Annotated in this window: 12 protein-coding genes and 1 tRNA gene; 10 read left to right on the forward strand and 3 right to left on the reverse strand. The window is 56.9% G+C overall.

Going from position 1 to position 15,946, the window contains the following annotated elements; all coding sequences use genetic code 11:
• Window positions 1-13 precede the first annotated feature (13 nt).
• From E1H13_RS04445 to pdxH, 5 genes are all read left to right on the forward strand, one after another.
• A complete protein-coding gene (locus E1H13_RS04445) occupies window positions 14-1,537 on the forward strand; it encodes a haloacid dehalogenase-like hydrolase (protein ID WP_169612200.1) in 1,524 nt (507 codons plus the stop codon).
• Between the two features lie 449 nt (window positions 1,538-1,986).
• Window positions 1,987-2,502 (forward strand): universal stress protein, encoded by a 516-nt coding sequence (locus E1H13_RS04450; protein WP_169612201.1) that lies wholly within the window; start codon window positions 1,987-1,989, stop codon window positions 2,500-2,502.
• A gap of 190 nt (window positions 2,503-2,692) precedes the next feature.
• A complete protein-coding gene (gene psb28, locus E1H13_RS04455) occupies window positions 2,693-3,070 on the forward strand; it encodes a photosystem II reaction center protein Psb28 (protein ID WP_169612202.1) in 378 nt (125 codons plus the stop codon).
• A gap of 88 nt (window positions 3,071-3,158) precedes the next feature.
• Window positions 3,159-4,082, forward strand: a complete 924-nt coding sequence (locus tag E1H13_RS04460; protein ID WP_169612203.1) for a TIGR01777 family oxidoreductase — start codon at window positions 3,159-3,161, stop codon at window positions 4,080-4,082.
• Window positions 4,075-4,728, forward strand: coding sequence for a pyridoxamine 5'-phosphate oxidase (gene pdxH, locus E1H13_RS04465; protein WP_169612204.1), 654 nt, complete (start codon window positions 4,075-4,077; stop codon window positions 4,726-4,728). Before E1H13_RS04460 ends, pdxH begins: the two co-directional genes overlap by 8 nt.
• Before the next feature lie 8 nt (window positions 4,729-4,736).
• Here pdxH and E1H13_RS04470 read toward each other — a convergent pair whose 3' ends face one another.
• Together E1H13_RS04470 and E1H13_RS04475 are read right to left on the reverse strand one after the other, a co-directional pair.
• Window positions 4,737-5,234 carry a Uma2 family endonuclease gene (locus tag E1H13_RS04470; RefSeq protein ID WP_169612205.1) on the reverse strand — a complete coding sequence of 166 codons (498 nt, stop codon included), beginning with the start codon at window positions 5,232-5,234 and terminating at the stop codon, window positions 4,737-4,739.
• Entirely contained in the window at window positions 5,227-6,630 is a 1,404-nt protein-coding gene (locus E1H13_RS04475; RefSeq protein ID WP_169612206.1) for a TldD/PmbA family protein, read from the reverse strand. The genes E1H13_RS04470 and E1H13_RS04475 overlap by 8 nt, the downstream gene beginning before the upstream one ends.
• Window positions 6,631-6,879: 249 nt before the next feature.
• Between E1H13_RS04475 and E1H13_RS04480 the strand changes: the two genes are divergently transcribed.
• The gene (locus E1H13_RS04480; RefSeq protein ID WP_169612207.1) at window positions 6,880-7,461 is read left to right on the forward strand and encodes a DUF3611 family protein; all 582 of its coding nucleotides are present in this window, start codon (window positions 6,880-6,882) and stop codon (window positions 7,459-7,461) included.
• Window positions 7,462-7,537: 76 nt separating this feature from the next.
• On the opposite strand, the gene E1H13_RS04485 is transcribed toward E1H13_RS04480, so the two are convergent.
• Window positions 7,538-7,611: transfer RNA gene (locus E1H13_RS04485), tRNA-Arg, on the reverse strand.
• A 224-nt stretch (window positions 7,612-7,835) separates the two neighbouring features.
• Here E1H13_RS04485 and E1H13_RS04490 point away from each other — a divergent pair.
• The 4 genes from E1H13_RS04490 (at window position 7,836) to E1H13_RS04505 (ending at window position 15,130) form a co-directional block, all read left to right on the forward strand.
• Entirely contained in the window at window positions 7,836-8,954 is a 1,119-nt protein-coding gene (locus E1H13_RS04490) for a polysaccharide biosynthesis/export family protein (RefSeq protein WP_169612208.1), read from the forward strand.
• 600 nt (window positions 8,955-9,554) lie between these two features.
• Window positions 9,555-11,861: a tyrosine-protein kinase domain-containing protein gene (locus E1H13_RS04495; protein ID WP_169612209.1), complete on the forward strand. Its 2,307-nt coding sequence runs from the start codon at window positions 9,555-9,557 to the stop codon at window positions 11,859-11,861.
• Window positions 11,862-11,939: 78 nt separating this feature from the next.
• Entirely contained in the window at window positions 11,940-13,865 is a 1,926-nt protein-coding gene (locus E1H13_RS04500; RefSeq protein WP_169612210.1) for a hypothetical protein, read from the forward strand.
• A gap of 332 nt (window positions 13,866-14,197) precedes the next feature.
• Window positions 14,198-15,130 carry a hypothetical protein gene (locus E1H13_RS04505; RefSeq protein WP_169612211.1) on the forward strand — a complete coding sequence of 311 codons (933 nt, stop codon included), beginning with the start codon at window positions 14,198-14,200 and terminating at the stop codon, window positions 15,128-15,130.
• The last annotated feature ends 816 nt before the right edge of the window (window positions 15,131-15,946 follow it).

The raw sequence follows: 15,946 nt of genomic DNA on the forward strand, positions 1-15,946 counted from the left end.
TAGCAAGTCTTGTTTGGCTCAGTTAAGTGTTGATTCTTTTGCTCAGGCAGATGATTGTCCTCATCAAACTCAGCCTCCCCAAGCTGTAATTGATTTTATCAAGAATCTAACGGAGCCAGTTTTGGCGATTGTTGATTTCGACGAAACCCTTTTCCTGCGCAACTCCACGGAAGAATATCTGAGTACAGCCAGGCCCCGGTTCCTCTGTGCGGTTTTCCTGATTTTTCTTGACAAGCTGAAACCCTGGAATGTCTTACCCCAGCCTTTTAGAGGGGCTGAATCGCGAGATTGGCTGCGGGTCGTGTTGGTAACCCTCCTATTTCCCTGGACCTGGCTGTTGTGGCGACGCCGGGCCAAGGCTCTGATGACAACCCACGAAAATCATCTGCTTTCTCAGGCGTTAGCCCATAGCCAACAGGCTACCCCTGTGATTGCATCCAGGGGGTTTGAATTTATTATTCAGCCACTGGCTCGCTATTTGTCGATCCAACCTCAGCAGGTGATTGGTTGCCGGTTTTGGGCTGGTGGTCGCGATCGCCATAAAGGCAAAGAGGAATTAATAGCGGATAGAATTGATGATGATGCTGTTCAAAATGGGATACTGGTGACCGACTCTACCGATGACGCTTCTCTGCTAGAGGTTGTAAAATATCCATTTTTAGTTCAATGGCCAGGGGCCAGATATGTGCCAGCCTTTTCCAATATTTACCTCCCGTTTTTCTATTTAGAGCGGGTCAAAAGACCTGATTCAAACTTCACGTACCAGGTCGTTATTAAAAATCATCTTTTGTCACTGGTCTTAGCCATTAGCTGGCTTAGTTCTTTGCCGTTGCTCCACGTGGTAGGTACATCCTTTCTAGTATTCTCATTCTGGTGTATTTACGAGATTGGCTACTTTGAGAACGATCAGGTGGCCGAGAAGTATGAGAAAAAACCGGTGCTTTCAAAGACGTATCACCAATATAAGTCCAGGATGGATGTGCACCAACCCTGGATTTTTGCCTCCATCGCTGGTCTGATTGGTGTTGCACTTACTTATCTCAGTAACCATGCCCAGGGATATAGCTGGGCATCGCTTCAGAGCACATTGTCGCAACCAGACCAGTGGGGTATAGCACTGGACTTCACCTTTTGGATGGGTATTTTGCTCTCTATCCGAGGTCTTTACCTGGGCTATAACTACCTGGACGAAAAGACCAGAGTTTGGGTTTATCCCTTTCTGCAGATATCCAAGTACTTAAGTTTTTTAGCCTTTACCCATGCCAGTAAAGTTGGTCTGGCGCTGTTGATTGCCAATATTTTCGTCGATTGGGTTCCCTACATTATTTATCGCTGTGGTGGCCAAAGGGACGAGTTTGAGGAGCAAATCATGCGGTTGTTTATTTTTCTGCTCATTTGTGTAGGGTCAGCGTTCTTTCTACACGAGGTCGAGTTCCTGAAGAATTGGCAGTTTGCGGTTATTTTGCTTTGGCTGAGCATCCGTATTCGCCCACAGCTCAGAAAGCTAATCAGCAACGCCCACTTTGTTTGGCACTAGTACCGCTACGCGGAATTCAAAATGCAAAGTTCAAGGTGAAAAATTGTTGCTGCGCAAGGATTTTAAGCGTCCTGAACAGTAGGTTGACTTCTGCCTTGGTGTACTAGTACTGCCTGGCAGAAATATAACCACCGTTGCTGAGGGTTTTAGGTATCGGCATCCCCTCCTGGGAGGGGTAGGGGTGGGTTACACAGGTGTCAGGAACGGTGGGCCGACTTATGCCTCAGAGTACTAGTGCAGCGTCAGCCAGGGTTAAGAGAGGTTTGAAATCACGTTCATCGCATCGCTTCCTTGCCACACTAGATATATGAGAGACGTTCGATCACCCAAGCTGGTACTGACTGGCAGACATGCAACCACCTTGATTTAGGGGGCTAGGTGCCAGGTGTCAGGGAGGGTTAGCCGATGGTCTGCCGCTCTGTACGAGTTCCCAGTAAAGGACAGCAACTATGTTTAACCGGATTCTTGTGGCCATTGACAGTGAACCCACCATGGCTAATCAGGTTATGGCCGAAGCCTCCGCCATTGCTAAAGCAGGAGACGCCACCTTAAACATCATGCAAGTGCTGTATCCCCTCAAAAGTGGCTACCCCGACCCAATGTACATGACCCTGGACGGGGCATTTAGCACTGTGAGTTCTGAGGCAATCGGGGCCTATGTGGCCCAGTGGCAAGAGCTCGAAACACAAAACAAGGCTAGCCTGCAAGAGCGGGTAGATGCCGTCCAGGCCAAAGGCATCACGGCTGAGTTCACCCATGTGGTTGGCGAACCAGGGCCAGAGATTTGCACTGCGGCCAATCGTTGGAATGCCGACTTGATTGTGCTGGGACGACGCGGTATCAGCGGGTTAGGAGAGCTCTTGCTAGGCAGCGTTAGCAACTATGTGATGCATCGTGCCCCCTGTGCCGTGTTGGTTGTTCAGGGGGTAACCTTGGGGCAAGAGGCGACGGAAATTTCTGGATAACACGGTCAACATTATCCTTCGTAGACGCTGTTGAGGGGGGCAGCATCCCCTCCTGGGAGGCCTGTGCTGAGTCTGTCGAAGTAGGCAGGGGTGGGTTACACAGGTGCCAGGTATCAGGAGTGGTTGGCCGCGTTATCCTGCAACATATACTGTAAGCCTGTATACCCAATGCAATGACTTGGTGGCACCGATGACGGCCCAGACACCCATTGTCCAGTTTTATGAAGGGATTCCCGAAACGATCAGCAACGTTAGCCTGCGACACAATCCCAGGACTGGCGATCGCCAGGTGGTGTTGACCTTTGAACACATGGAAGCGATCGAGCAGTTTAAAAGTTTTCGCAACCAGTTTTCTAAAGCCCTGAAACTCATCGACGAAGAAGGCACCATCACCATTGAGCCTGAAGGGATTCGATTTATTTTCGGTGGGCCTGAGGGGGATGAGTTGGTGCGGGTGGACTGCACCCTGGTGATCGATCGCGACGATCACTGGCAGCGGTTTATGGGCTTTATGCATCGCTATGCCGAGGCCAATGGTCTGGCTTATGGGGAAACCCCCCAGTCCTGACCCCGGAATCGTTTATTCTATTTACTTTAGATGTAGCCCTTAATCAACCCAGCCCAGTAGACCCGCAGATTTAACGAGTTAGGTACCCATGAAAATTGCAATCACCGGAGCAACCGGGTTTGTTGGCAGCCGCCTGGTAGAACGCCTACAAGCCGAAGGTCATAGCGTTGTGGTACTAACCCGGAGTGCCGATCATGGCCGCAAGGTGTTTCCCGATATTGCCTTCCCCCAGGTGGAGATTGTGGACTATACCCCCCAATCCTCGGGACCCTGGCAGGGGGTGCTGTCTGGTTGTGATGGGGTGGTTAACCTGGCAGGCGCTCCCATTTCCGAGCGCTGGACCGACGAGCACAAGCAAGCCATGATCGAGAGCCGCAAAATTGGCACCGAAAAGCTAGTGGAAGCCCTGGCCCAAGCCGATCCGCGTCCCACTGTTTGGGTTAACGCCTCCGCCATTGGCTACTACGGCACCAGTGAAACCGCCACCTTTGATGAGACCAGCCCACCGATCGAAGACGACTTTCTCTCTCAGGTGTGCCAGGCCTGGGAAGGGGCCGCCCAGGGGGCTAAGGATTACGGTGCTCGGCTGGTGATTTTACGCTTTGGCATTGTCCTGGGTATGGGCGGTGCTGTGGCCAAAATGCTGACCCCCTTCCGCATGTTTGCCGGGGGACCGATTGGTAGTGGCCGCCAGTGGTTTTCCTGGATTCATCGTGACGATGTGGTGAGTTTGATTATCCGCGCCCTGACTGACCCCTCCCTGGAAGGGGTGTATAACGCTACCTCTCCCAATCCGGTGCGCATGGGGGAATTTTGCAAGATTCTCGGCAAGGTGTTGAATCGCCCCTCCTGGTTGCCCGTGCCCGATTTTGTGCTAGAAGCGATTTTGGGGGATGGGGCGCAGGTGGTTTTAGAAGGGCAACAGGTGCTGCCCAAACGCACTGAGTCCATTGGGTTTGAGTATCAGTACGTCCAGGTCAAAGATGCCCTGGTAGAGATTATCAATGCCTGATCGCGCCTTTGACGACATCGCTGCCCTGCGCCGGGAATATACCCAGCAGGGGCTGACCCTGGATGACCTGAAGCCTGACCCGATTGACCAATTTGCCCTCTGGTTTCAGCAGGCGCAGGCGGCAGATTTGCTTGAGCCCAATGCCCTGGTGCTGGCTACGGTTTCCCCAGAGGGTACGCCCTACCAACGGACGGTGTTACTGAAGTACTTCGATCGCGAAGGGCTGGTGTTCTTTACGAACTATGGCAGTCGCAAAGCCCAGCACATTGCCGCTAACCCCCAGGTATCGCTGCTGTTTCCCTGGTATTCCTTGGAACGGCAGGTGGCGGTGGTGGGTACCGCCACTAAAATTTCTGCGGCCGAGTCGTTCAAGTACTTTTCCAGTCGTCCCCGGGGCAGCCAGATTGGCGCTTGGGTATCGCAGCAAAGTAGCGTGATTTCGTCTCGACAACTGCTGGAAATGCAGTTTGAAAAAATGCGACACAAGTTCCTCAACCATGAGGTACCCCTGCCCGACTTTTGGGGGGGCTACCGGGTCAAGCCCCTGAGTTTTGAGTTCTGGCAGGGGCGACCCAACCGACTGCATGATCGCTTTTTGTACTCCTTAGACGATAACCAGTGGGCGATCGCCCGGCTATCCCCTTAGGCCAGGCCTCAATTCAGCCAGTCAAACTCCACCCGGTCGTAGATATCCATCATCGGCAGGCGGGCATTGGTGATGGCCAGTTCCACCACCGTGTCTAGACCGGTTTGCCGGGTCATGCCCCAGAGATGTTCCTCGGCCCGGTAAAACTGTTCTACCCTGACCTCGCTGGCATAGACAAACACATAGGCCTGCAGGTAAGGAATCCCCTGGCAACGGCTGAACAAGCTGGGTTGGTCTGAGCAGGGAGTAGCGCGATCGCCAGAGGAGGGTGCCCCGACAATTTCAAACAACAGACAAGGATTCAACAGTCGATTCCCTTGCCCCTGGTGCAGTAGGGGTTCCCCAGCCACCACTATCAAGTCAGGGAAAACCCCCTGCCCTGGCTCCGGCAACCACACCTTCACCCCCCGGGGAAACAGCTCGTACAAACTGTGGCCGCAGGTGACCTCCAAAAGGCGCATCAGGTTGCGCAGAATTCGCCCCTGGTTAATCGACAGCTCAGTCATAGCCCGCTTCGGCCTCACCCCCCACAATCACATTGCGAATCCGTAGGCTGGGGCCGCCGCACCCCACCGGCAGACCATTTTGCCCCCCCTTACCACAGCCCCCCGACTCATCCCAGTAAAAGTCGTCGCCAATCGCCACAATGTCCGCCAGGGTGCGAAACACATTGCCTGACAGGGTGACATCCCGCACCGGCTCCGCCAGTTTGCCGTGGCGGATCATCCAGGCTTCTCCGGCAGTGAAGGTAAACATTTCGCCGTTGGTCATGCCTTCTAACCAGTTGCGGGCATAGACCCCTTCTTTAATGTCAGCGAACAGATCCTGCACGGGGGTATTCCCACGACCAATCCAGGTGTTGGTCATGCGCACCAGGGGAGAATAGTGGTAGTTCAAACAGCGGGCATTGCCGGTGGGTTGCTCCCCCAGCTTGCCAGCGGTTTCCCGCGAATGCAGCCGCCCCACTAACACCCCGTCCTGAATCAGCTGGGTGGTGGTGGCTGGGGTGCCCTCATCGTCATAGAGATAGCTACCGCGATGCCCCTGGGGGGCAGCCCCATCAAAAATATCTAGACCAGCGGGACCAAAACGGCGACCCAGGCTCATGGCTTCCAGCAGGTCAGGGTTCTCATAGGCCATGTCCGCCTCGGACAGGTGACCAAAGGCTTCATGCACGAACAGCCCAGTTAAAATCGGGTCGATCACCACGTCGTAGGCCGCCCCCCGCACCGACGGCAAATCCAGAGCCGCCACGGCCCGCTGGGCCGCATTCACCACCTGGGCATCCAGGTCTTCTAAATCTTCGTATCCCTGGCGTGAACCCGTGGTCTCCCGCCCCGTTTGCACCGTGTCGCCATCCCGGGCTGTGGCCGCAAACCGCATTTCCATGTCTGACCAGGACTGGTCAATCAGGGTACCCTCGCTGGTGGCCAGTAGCACCCGCTGGGTGATGTCGCTGTACCGCACCGAGGTGGTGGCCACCCGTGGATCACCCCCCTGCAATAGGTCCGCATAGTGGCGGCAAAGCTCTTTTTTGCGGCCCAGGGGGACTTGGCGGGGGTCAGTGCCGGTCATCGGTAAGACTTGGGTCACCTGCACTGGGGGGATGGGGGCCAGCCGGGTCTGGTCATCCCCCACCAGGCGGGCCGCACCTACGGCTGCTTCAATTCTGGCTGGCAAGTTCTCCAGACTGTTAAAGCTGGCAAAGCCCCAACCGCCCCGGTGACAAACCCGCACGTGCCCCCCCACCGCCAGGCCTTCGCTCAGGGTTTCTACGTTGCTCCCCCGCAAAAAAATCTCTGTGCCTTCGGACTGCTCTAGGCGAATGGCCAGATAGTCGACCTGCTGGCCCCAGCGATCGCAGAGGTCTTGTAATTGCCCGTTCAGTTGTTCAATGGTCATCACCTTCTATCTCCTGAGGAAAACCAGCGGTCTACGGTCAGCTTTAGTGGTCTGTCAAGCTAGACGTGACGGGTCAACAGGGTCTCCGGTTCACGGCCTACGGTTCACGGTACACGGCTCGCCTTAAACCGCTTACCGTGAACCCTAAGTCACATCTCCCGCCATTATTTTTTTGGCTGAACACTTGTCCCATGAACACCTGTATAGATAGCGTACGCGCTGGCCTGGATTCAGTCTAAAATCACAAGTATGACTCGTGAACTTGACTACACCTTACCCCCGGCGGTGCGACGCATTGCCAGTAATTTTCGCATGACGGGCTGGATTAGCTTCTGGACCCAGGCGGTCCTGGCGGTGATTTCTAGCCTGATCTTGCTGTTTGCCCTGGTCAATGTCACGGCCCGGGGAGGGGCTGCGGGTAATCCCGGTACGGGAGTAGGGTTATTTTTGGCCGCAGCGGGGTTGGTGGCGGTCTATCTCAGTGCTTTTTGGGCCTTTCGCTACACCCGCCTGGCCCGGCGACTGCGCAGCCGCGACAGCAGTAAACGCCCCAGTCCTAAAGATGCCCTACAGGCCCTGCGGGTCGGCATTATGATTAGCATGGCGGGGATGCTGATTACCCTGTTTGGGGGGCAGGCGCTAATCGGTTCTCTGCTGGCCAAGGCGCTGGCCCAACCCCAGGCCGGTGCTGTGTTTGTGCCAGGCAATATTAACCAATACGTAGAAGCCTTTGATATTTTTATTGTGCAGGCCAACACCAACACCCTGCTGGCCCACTTTGTCTCCCTGGCTGCTACCCTCTGGCTGCTGCGCACCGTGAATCGGGCCTAGATAAATCTCTACCTAATAACCCAAATAACCGAAAGGCCGTCACGGAAGCGACGGCCTTTCGGTTTGAATCTGTTAACGAGCACGGAGGGATTCGAACCCCCGACACCTAGAACCGGAATCTAGTGCTCTATCCAACTGAGCTACGTGCCCTTAAGCTGCACCATCATAACACCTGTGGAAATGATTTAGCACAAATCTGACCTGGCTATCTATACTAAACCAGATCCAAGTCCAGACCTGGACTTGGACTTGGTATAAGGCTGCCTACAGGGGCCGAACTTTTTGTACTGCTCACCGTCAGTACCCACCATTGTCTCTAGTGTTTTGAGTCTAGTGTTTTGAGTCTGTAGTGTTTTGACGTTAGGGGACTTGATATGGTACGTCGTTTCAGGCGATGGCAAACTGGTCGCAGGTTAGGGGGGGTAGGGGCCGCGATCGCGATCGCCAGTATCCCCTACACCGCTCAAGCGCAAACCCTGCCCCTCGATCGCCCCGAGATTGTCCCCTCCGGCTCAGAGGTTAGGGCCGCCGCCCCCTTCCCGGAATCCTATGTATTGGGACCGGGCGATCGCATTCGGGTGGATATTTTTAACGTTCCAGAGTTCAGCGGTGCCGACAACGGCACCCACGAAGTTCTGCTGGATGGCACCCTGGCCCTACCCCTGGTGGGCTTGGTGGATGTGCAGGGATTGACCCTGGCCCAAACCCAGGAGGTACTAACCACCCACTACGCCACGTTGATGACCCGTCCCCCCCGGCTGACGGTGACCCTGCTGTCGGCCCGCCCGGTGCGGGTGGTGGTGGCTGGCGAGGTCAACCGACCGGGCACTTACACCATCAACCTGGACACCGAAACCGCTGGGGGGACGGGCAGTACCAGCCGTCAGTGGCCCACCCTGACCCAGTTAATTCAAGAGGCTGGGGGCATTACTCAGCGAGCCGACGTGCGCCAGGTGCAAATTCGTCGCCCCCAGCGCCAGGGGGGGGAGGCCACCATCACCGCTAACCTGTGGGATTTGATTCGCACGGGCGACATTGGTCAAGATCTGCGTCTGCGGGATGGGGACACGGTGGTTCTACCCACCGCCACGGCCCCCTCGGCCGAAGAGTCGGTGAGCCTATCGACCGCCAACTTTTCCCCCAGTGAAATACCGATTCAGGTGGTGGGGGAGGTGGCCCGCCCAGGCACGGTTGAACTGCCCGCCAATGCCACCCTCAACCAGGCCATTCTGTCGGCGGGGGGGTTTAGTAACAGTCGGGCCCGCACCTCGGTGGTTACCCTGGTGCGGCTCAACCCTGATGGCACCGTGGAACAACGCGAGATCAATGTCGATCTAGCCAATGCCGCCGACAACGACAGCAATCCAGTGTTGCGGCCCAATGATGTGGTGATGGTCGATCGCAATACCCTGGCCACCACGGGCGACACCCTGGGGGTAATCCTCAGTCCGCTGACGGCCTTGACAGCAATTCTGCGGCTGTTTGGGTTTTAGGTCAATGCTCTGTCAAGCTAGACGTGACGGGTCAGCATGGCCTGCGGTGCACGGTCTACGGCTCGCCTGAAACCACGTACCGTGAACCGTGAACCCTAAGTCACATTTCCCGTCATTATTTTTTGACTCAACCCTAGGATTGGCTGTGCGTCTAATCAACCCCACGAGAGGTGTTAAGTGCCAGGTTCTAGGTGTTAGGTGACTTCTAGGAAACTTTCTACCGAGTGGTGGGCAATGCCCACCCTACGAAAGCCACGATCGCTGACAACAAGCGGGATTGTCTTTCTCAGAAATCTCCTTAGGTATCAGATGTATGGTAATCGCTTGATTCAAGCTGGATGAGTTCACTGTTGACGCCCAATGGGGCTTGGCCCGCCTGATTGCCCGCCCAAGGTTCTATCAACCCAGGCCTAGACATGGTACGTAGCGTCTTACTGATCAATCCGTTCGGGAAATTAGCGTTGATTTTAGAATTCTGCGCTATAAGTTGTAGGTCATTTGCCATTGACTTGATGGATATTCCCTGCAGCCACCCAGTCCTCATCCCTAGAATGTCTGAAGCCCCAGGTATGCCCATCCCTTGAGTTCTATCTCAGCATTATGGCCTTTCCCAAGACATCTTCCCCCAGCCCCTTACAGCCCAGTGCTAATGGCAATGGCCATCATCACAATGGCTATTTGCCTGTCCCCGCCTCGCCAGTTGTAGTAGAAGCTGATGATGATTTTGACCTGGGCTACCTGGCCGGGGTACTTAAGCGCCGGGCCGTTACCTTTGTGGGGGTCACCCTACTGTCGTTGGGGGGGCTCACCCTGTGGCACCTGACCCGTCCCTCGGTTTACAGCGGTGGTTTTGATCTGCTGGTTGAACCGGTGACTGCCGCCAACGCCCTAGAGGGCGACCTGCTTAACCTATCATCCCAAGGGACGCGATCGGGGCTAGACTACACCAGTCAAATTCGGGTGCTGCGTAGCCCCGGCGTGCTCAACCCCATTCTTGAGGCGATTCAGCAACGTTACCCCGACATCACCTACAACACGCTGCTGAATAACCTGACCATCAACCGGGATGGGGAATCTAAAGTACTGCGGGTTAACTATCGGGAACAAGATCCAGAGGTGGCGGCCTTTGTGCTCAGCCAACTGGCCGAGGGATTTATTGACTACAGCGTGCAGGACCGCCAGGCGGAACTGCGGCGGGGATTGATCTTCCTGGATGAGCAACTGGACGAAAAGTGGCAAGAGGTGGCGACAATTGAAGACGACCTGAGTGACTTTCAAAAACAGTACGACTTAGTTGACGTCAACGCCGCCAGTGAAAGTGTGACCCAGCGCCTGAACCAAATGCAAGCCAACCAGGAAGGATTGCGGGTGGAGCTAGCCTCCCAAATTTCCCTCTACAACGCCCTGCAAGACCAGGTGGGATTTCAGCCCAGTACGGCGGTTCGGGTGGCAAACCTGAGCGAGTCGCCCACCTACCAGCGGCTGCTGAGCGACCTGCGGGAGGTGGAGCAATCCATTGCCAGTGAGTTAGCCCGATTCCAGGCGGATACGCCGATGGTGGAAGCCCTGGACGATCAACGACAGCAGTTGTTGCCCCTGCTGGAGGCAGAAGCCAACCGGGTGCTAGCCGCCAACACCGAGGTGGATCACGACAGCCTGGGCCACCAGGGGTCAGTCAGCCGGGAGCTGATGCAGCAATTGGTGGATGCGGCTAACCAGGTGGAGGTCTTGCGCACCCAAGACCAGGCCATTTCCCAGGTCACCCAACAATTGCAAGGGGAAATTCAGCGGCTGGCAGATTTATCTCGCTCTTATCAGCAGATTGCCCGGGAGCTGGCTGTCACCGAAGACAGCCTCAACCAGTTGCTGACTAGCCGTCAAGATTTACGGTTTAAGATGGCCCAGCAAACCTCCCCCTGGCAATTGGTGTCGCCTCTAAACCAGGCCAGTGTGGTGCCGGTCACCAACCTGCCCCGCAACCTGCTGTTGAGTACTGTCATTAGCCTACTGTTGGGGGGGGCCGCTGCCCTGCTGCGGGACAAGTTTGACCAGGTGTTCCATGACGCTGAAGAGCTGAGCAAGGTGACCCGGCTGCCCAACCTGGCCCTGGTGCCCGAATCCCCTGGACTAGAGCAGCGATCGCTATTAATGAACCCGCGCCTGGTCTCCACCATGGAAGAGGTGCTGGTGCAACACCAGGGGGACAGCAGTCCCTACACTTCCTTTAGTTTTACCGAGGCGTTTTACTCCCTCGATGCCAACCTGCGCTTGCTGAGTTCGGATGCGCCGATTCAGCTGGTGGTGTTTACCTCATCGGTGCCGGGGGAGGGTAAGTCGACCATTTGTGCCCACCTGGCGATCGCCTCTGCCAACATGGGACGCCGGGTGTTGCTGATCGATGGGGACATGCGTAAGCCCTCCCAACACCTGATGTTCGAGGTGCCGAATCACCTGGGCCTGAGCGACCTGATTACCCAGCCCCAAGAGCCCCTGCCGGATTTTGTCAAACCGATTACCGGTAACCCCAACCTGCATTTGCTCACCGCCGGGACCCAGCCCCCGGCCCCTGGGCGGCTGCTATCGTCCCGCAAGATGCAGCACATCACTGAGCAATATCGCCGCCACTACGATCTGATTATTTTTGACACCCCCCCGTTGGCCGGCATGATTGATGCCAAGTTGATTGCCGCCCAGGCCGATGGGTTGCTGCTGGTCAGTCGTCTGCACAAAACCGCTCGCCAGGATGTGCAACGGGTGATGACAGACCTGGGCAATACGGTCCAGGCCCCCCTGCTGGGGGTGGTGGTGAATGGGGTGGTGAAGCGCCGCCAGCGGGATGACTATGCCGACTATTACGGCTACTACGGTAGGGCCAGAGGGCCACTGGCGGTGAGTGGTCGTCGGTAAGGGGCTGTACTTTACGGCGCGTCGTTGAGGCGCGGCATTGAGGAGCATCGAGGATTCAGGCATGAGGAGTGAACGATTATGACCCGCAATTCAAAAACCTTAGTGACCGGTGGGCTATTGGGCCTGGCGGGGTTAGGGCTGTTGCCCAAAGCCGCCGAGGCCCAAACCCCGGACACCCCCCTAGAGGTGGACCCGGCCGCAGGGGCGGCAGTAGCCGAGAACCCCCACCCGGTGGCGGTGCCCGAACCAGCGGCCCAAACCAGTGCCCCCCAGGTTGACCCCGACGATGCCCCCCAGCCCGCCTGGTCCCCAGCCCTTGATCAAACGGCACCGCCACCGGAGCCTGTGGCCCTGGCCCCGAAGCCAGACCCTGGGGCGAAGGCGAAGGTCCCTCCCCTGGCTGCCTCCTTGAGTCTGGCTGCAACCGTTGAGGAGAGCCCTGAGGCCGCTCCCCAGGCCACTACGCCGACGACGGTGACGGCATCGATGACAGATAGGCCCGACAGTTCCTCTATCCCTGAGGTAGCCTCCAAATTGGCTCCCGAGTCGGCCTCTGAGGCAGCGCCAGCGCCCGGGGCCAAGGCTCCGTCCGATCAACTGGCACCGTCAGAGACCGCGGCCAACCCGACGGTTGATCCCGCTGCCCCGGCGATCGCGCGGCTGACCCACCCCGAACCCCCGATCCCCTCAGTGGCCGTGCCCATGCCCGCTGCGCCGACGGCGGCGGATGCCATGCCCCAGGTACGGATCTCAACCCCGGCCCGGTCCCAGCCCGCCAGTTCCCCGGACGCCACCCCAGCGATCGCCGATCGCCCGATCGCTGCGGCTGACCCCAGCCCCACCGCAGAGCAGCCCCAGGAGGTCTCGGTTGAGGCGATCGCGGCCCGAATTCAACGCTCCCAGGCCATTGCCCGCGCCCCCATCCCCCAGGTACCGACCCGCCGGGTGAGCCGCCAGGAACCCCAACTGCCGGTGTTGCCCATCGCTGGGACGCCCCCAACCTCGACGACCCCAGCTCAGGCCACCGAGCCGCCATTGTCCCCTCGGGTTACCGCCGTGGCCCCCGTGGCCCCTAACCCCAAGCCAGCCCTGTCTCCCCGCCGGGTGGAGCTACCTGCCTTTGTCACCCATACCAGCCAGCCCCAGGCCGATCGGGCTACCCCTGGGGGGCCTCGGGGGCCGCGATCGCAGCCTTCTACCGCAGCCGCTGACTTAATCGCCCAGGCCCCCACGGACCTCGCCCAGGCCCCTGAAGACGAGGCAACAGCCGAGCAAATTCGCCAGGACCTGCGGGTCGACCCCCTCACCGTACCGGGCACCCCCCCCCGCACCTATCCCCCCTCCCCCAATGCCGGTATTCCCTCTGCCTTTGGGGCCGAGTGGGGCGACGTTTTTGCCAGTGCCACCCTGGCTGGGGCAGACCGGGTGCGCACCGAAGCGGATGGCAGTTTGTCCGTGGGGCTGGGGCTAGGGGATGCCCGATCGTTAGTGGGGGTAGAACTGGCCTATAACATCCTCAGCATCAGACGGTTTGCAGAAAACGGCAACTTTGATGTGAAAGTGCACCGTCAACTCTACCGGGATGACCAAACCCAGGTGGCGGCGGCCCTGGGCTGGAATAACTTCGCCCGCTATGGGTCCAATGCGGTCAATACCGAATCCAGCCCCTATGGCATGGTCAGTGCTGCCCACTTACTCCAGCCTGAGCACCCCACCAACCGCTTACCGATTACCGGCACCCTGGGGGTAGGGGGCGGTGACTTTAGTACTGATAACAGCGATGTGGGGGTGATTGCCGGGGTCGGACTACAGGTCCATCCCCAAATGTCGGTGAATGCTGCCTGGAGTGGGGTGGGGCTGAATGTGGGCACCTCCCTGGTGATATCCCCCACCGTGCCCCTGACCCTGACCATGACCTACGGAGATATCACCAACAACACGGCGGCAGGCTCGGTCGCGGTTGTTACTCTGGGCTATGGATTTCGGGCTAGTCCCCGATTTTAGCCCGAGTTAACCTTCCAGGCCTCAGTCCACCTGATAGTGACGATACCTGCGGCTGACGATACCTGGGACTTAGGGCTAACGGGCTACGGCCTGCGGTTCAAAGCCAGCCCTAAACCGTAAACCCTAAACCCTAAACCGTAAACCCTAAACCGTGAACCGTAAACCCTAAACCGTGAACCGTAAACCCTAAACCGTGAACCGTAAACCCTAAACCGTGAACCGTAAACCGTAAACCCTAAACCGTGAACCGTAAACCCTAAACCGTGAACCGTAAACCCTTGTCTTGTCTACCGTTAAACCTCTGTTAAGCCACCATTCTTTAACCTATCGCCATGAAACCATCTGTGAGTATCACCCTTAGGTCTATTGGTCTGATGAGTGCGATCGCTGGGCTCTGGTTGGGGGCTATGGCTCCCAGCTGGGCCGGCAAAGGGGCCGCTGGAATCGGCAGTGGGGTCACCACTGGCGGGTCGGGGCCTCTGACCATCGGGGCCTCTGACCTGGGCGGATTAGATTGGCTAGTATCTGCTTCCCCCAATGCCAGCTTTGACCCCCTGACCAGCACCCTACGGCTTACCGCCGCCGCCCAGGACTCATTAAACCAAACTGGAATCGGGCTCTTGCCAGGGCTACAGACCGACCGGCCAACCCTGTCCCTGGTGCTGACCAACCCGCTCACCATCGACCTGGATAGCGCCACCCCATTCACCCAGGGCATCTCCGGTGCGCCCACCACCCCACGGCAGGCGGCAGAGGGGGCCGCTACGGCGATCGCGGCAGGCAATAACACCACCCTGACCACCACCGAGGGTAGCCTGACCATTCCGGCGGTCAGCCCCAGCCCGGTCAACCCAGACCAGGTCAGCACCACCGTCACCTACACCCCCGAGGTCGGCGATCCAACCACCGTCACCCTCACCGGTACGGTAGAACAAGTGGCCAATGCCGCCGCCTTGTTAGCCGCTGCCGCCGCCGCTGGGATTGCCCCTGACCAGGTATCGGCCCTGGTGGGCATAGCCCTTGCCGGGGTGGACTATGCCCTGGTGGTTACCCTGCTCAACCAGGTAGCCGGTTTACTAGAGGAGGACGAGATCCTGGCCGACATTGACGCCAGCCAACTGGAGGCGGCCATTCGCGCCTATAACCAAATTTTAGAAACCAGTGACTTAGACACCCTGCAACAGTTGAGTAACGACCCAGATTTTGTCGCCCTGGGACAGATGTTAAGTAATTTGCGGGCGGCCATAGACGCCCCGACTAGCTAGTAGTTTGTCAAGATCCCAGGGTGCTTGGCTGATTGACCATAAGCTTGGGGATACTGAGGGTAGAAACCTGGGATCTGTACGGGTACTTTAGGTGACAGTGGTAGTTGCCAACAGAGATCAGAAACGCTTAAAAAAAATCTAAAAACTTACTGTATTTCTTTGGCAGAATAAGCTATCCTTCTGGAGACTTTATCGCCCTGGTCAGGGTGTAGCGTTTGTGATCTGGCAACTAAACCCCTACCCTTTACGTCTGTGGGTAGATAACGTCGTTCTGCTTAGCTGATACGCTATGCCTCACCTCTTCCAGCGAAGCTTAGTTTCATTGGTCGTGCCTGGTTCAAGCTGAATTTGAGGGTTTAAGTGTTGTCTCTAGCATAAACAATGGGCAATAGAAACTAAGGTGCCTGAGCACTAAATCAAATCTAAACCAGATCCAAGTCCTAACCTGGCGTTCTGCCTTTAGGAAAACTCCAGTTCTCGAGCTGAGTTTGGGATGTGTTAGCTTCACTTTTCCAAAAACTTGCTTTGCCAGCAGATTGATGTCTATGCCCTAGCCTGCTGCCCAATACCTAGCATTGAAGCAAAAATTTGTTGCCCTCTTTCCAGGAAAATAACTTTTTCATCGCTATTTCACATTTGATTATGGCTACCTTATCAACCCTTGACAAGTTTCCATGGAGCACTAATTCTTACCAAGTAAAAATAAACCAGATCCAAATCCAGACCTGGATGTCTGCCTGTGGGAAAACTCCAGATCCCGGGCTGGAATTGGTATAACACGCTTATTGACTTAAGTAACGTTCGTTAAACCCATCC

This window comes from Nodosilinea sp. P-1105, assembly GCF_012911975.1.
In the GTDB taxonomy this organism is placed as follows: Bacteria; Cyanobacteriota; Cyanobacteriia; order Phormidesmidales; family Phormidesmidaceae; genus Nodosilinea.

What these genes read in the sequence shown, in the direction of transcription:
- E1H13_RS04495 (WP_169612209.1), top strand. Translation starts at nt 9,555, where the DNA reads ATGGCCTTTCCCAAGACATCTTCCCCCAGCCCCTTACAGCCCAGTGCT.
- E1H13_RS04470 (WP_169612205.1), bottom strand. Translation starts at nt 5,234, where the DNA reads ATGACTGAGCTGTCGATTAACCAGGGGCGAATTCTGCGCAACCTGATG.
- E1H13_RS04480 (WP_169612207.1), top strand. Translation starts at nt 6,880, where the DNA reads ATGACTCGTGAACTTGACTACACCTTACCCCCGGCGGTGCGACGCATT.
- E1H13_RS04500 (WP_169612210.1), top strand. Translation starts at nt 11,940, where the DNA reads ATGACCCGCAATTCAAAAACCTTAGTGACCGGTGGGCTATTGGGCCTG.
- pdxH (WP_169612204.1), top strand. Translation starts at nt 4,075, where the DNA reads ATGCCTGATCGCGCCTTTGACGACATCGCTGCCCTGCGCCGGGAATAT.
- E1H13_RS04490 (WP_169612208.1), top strand. Translation starts at nt 7,836, where the DNA reads ATGGTACGTCGTTTCAGGCGATGGCAAACTGGTCGCAGGTTAGGGGGG.
- E1H13_RS04505 (WP_169612211.1), top strand. Translation starts at nt 14,198, where the DNA reads ATGAAACCATCTGTGAGTATCACCCTTAGGTCTATTGGTCTGATGAGT.
- E1H13_RS04460 (WP_169612203.1), top strand. Translation starts at nt 3,159, where the DNA reads ATGAAAATTGCAATCACCGGAGCAACCGGGTTTGTTGGCAGCCGCCTG.
- E1H13_RS04475 (WP_169612206.1), bottom strand. Translation starts at nt 6,630, where the DNA reads ATGACCATTGAACAACTGAACGGGCAATTACAAGACCTCTGCGATCGC.
- E1H13_RS04450 (WP_169612201.1), top strand. Translation starts at nt 1,987, where the DNA reads ATGTTTAACCGGATTCTTGTGGCCATTGACAGTGAACCCACCATGGCT.
- psb28 (WP_169612202.1), top strand. Translation starts at nt 2,693, where the DNA reads ATGACGGCCCAGACACCCATTGTCCAGTTTTATGAAGGGATTCCCGAA.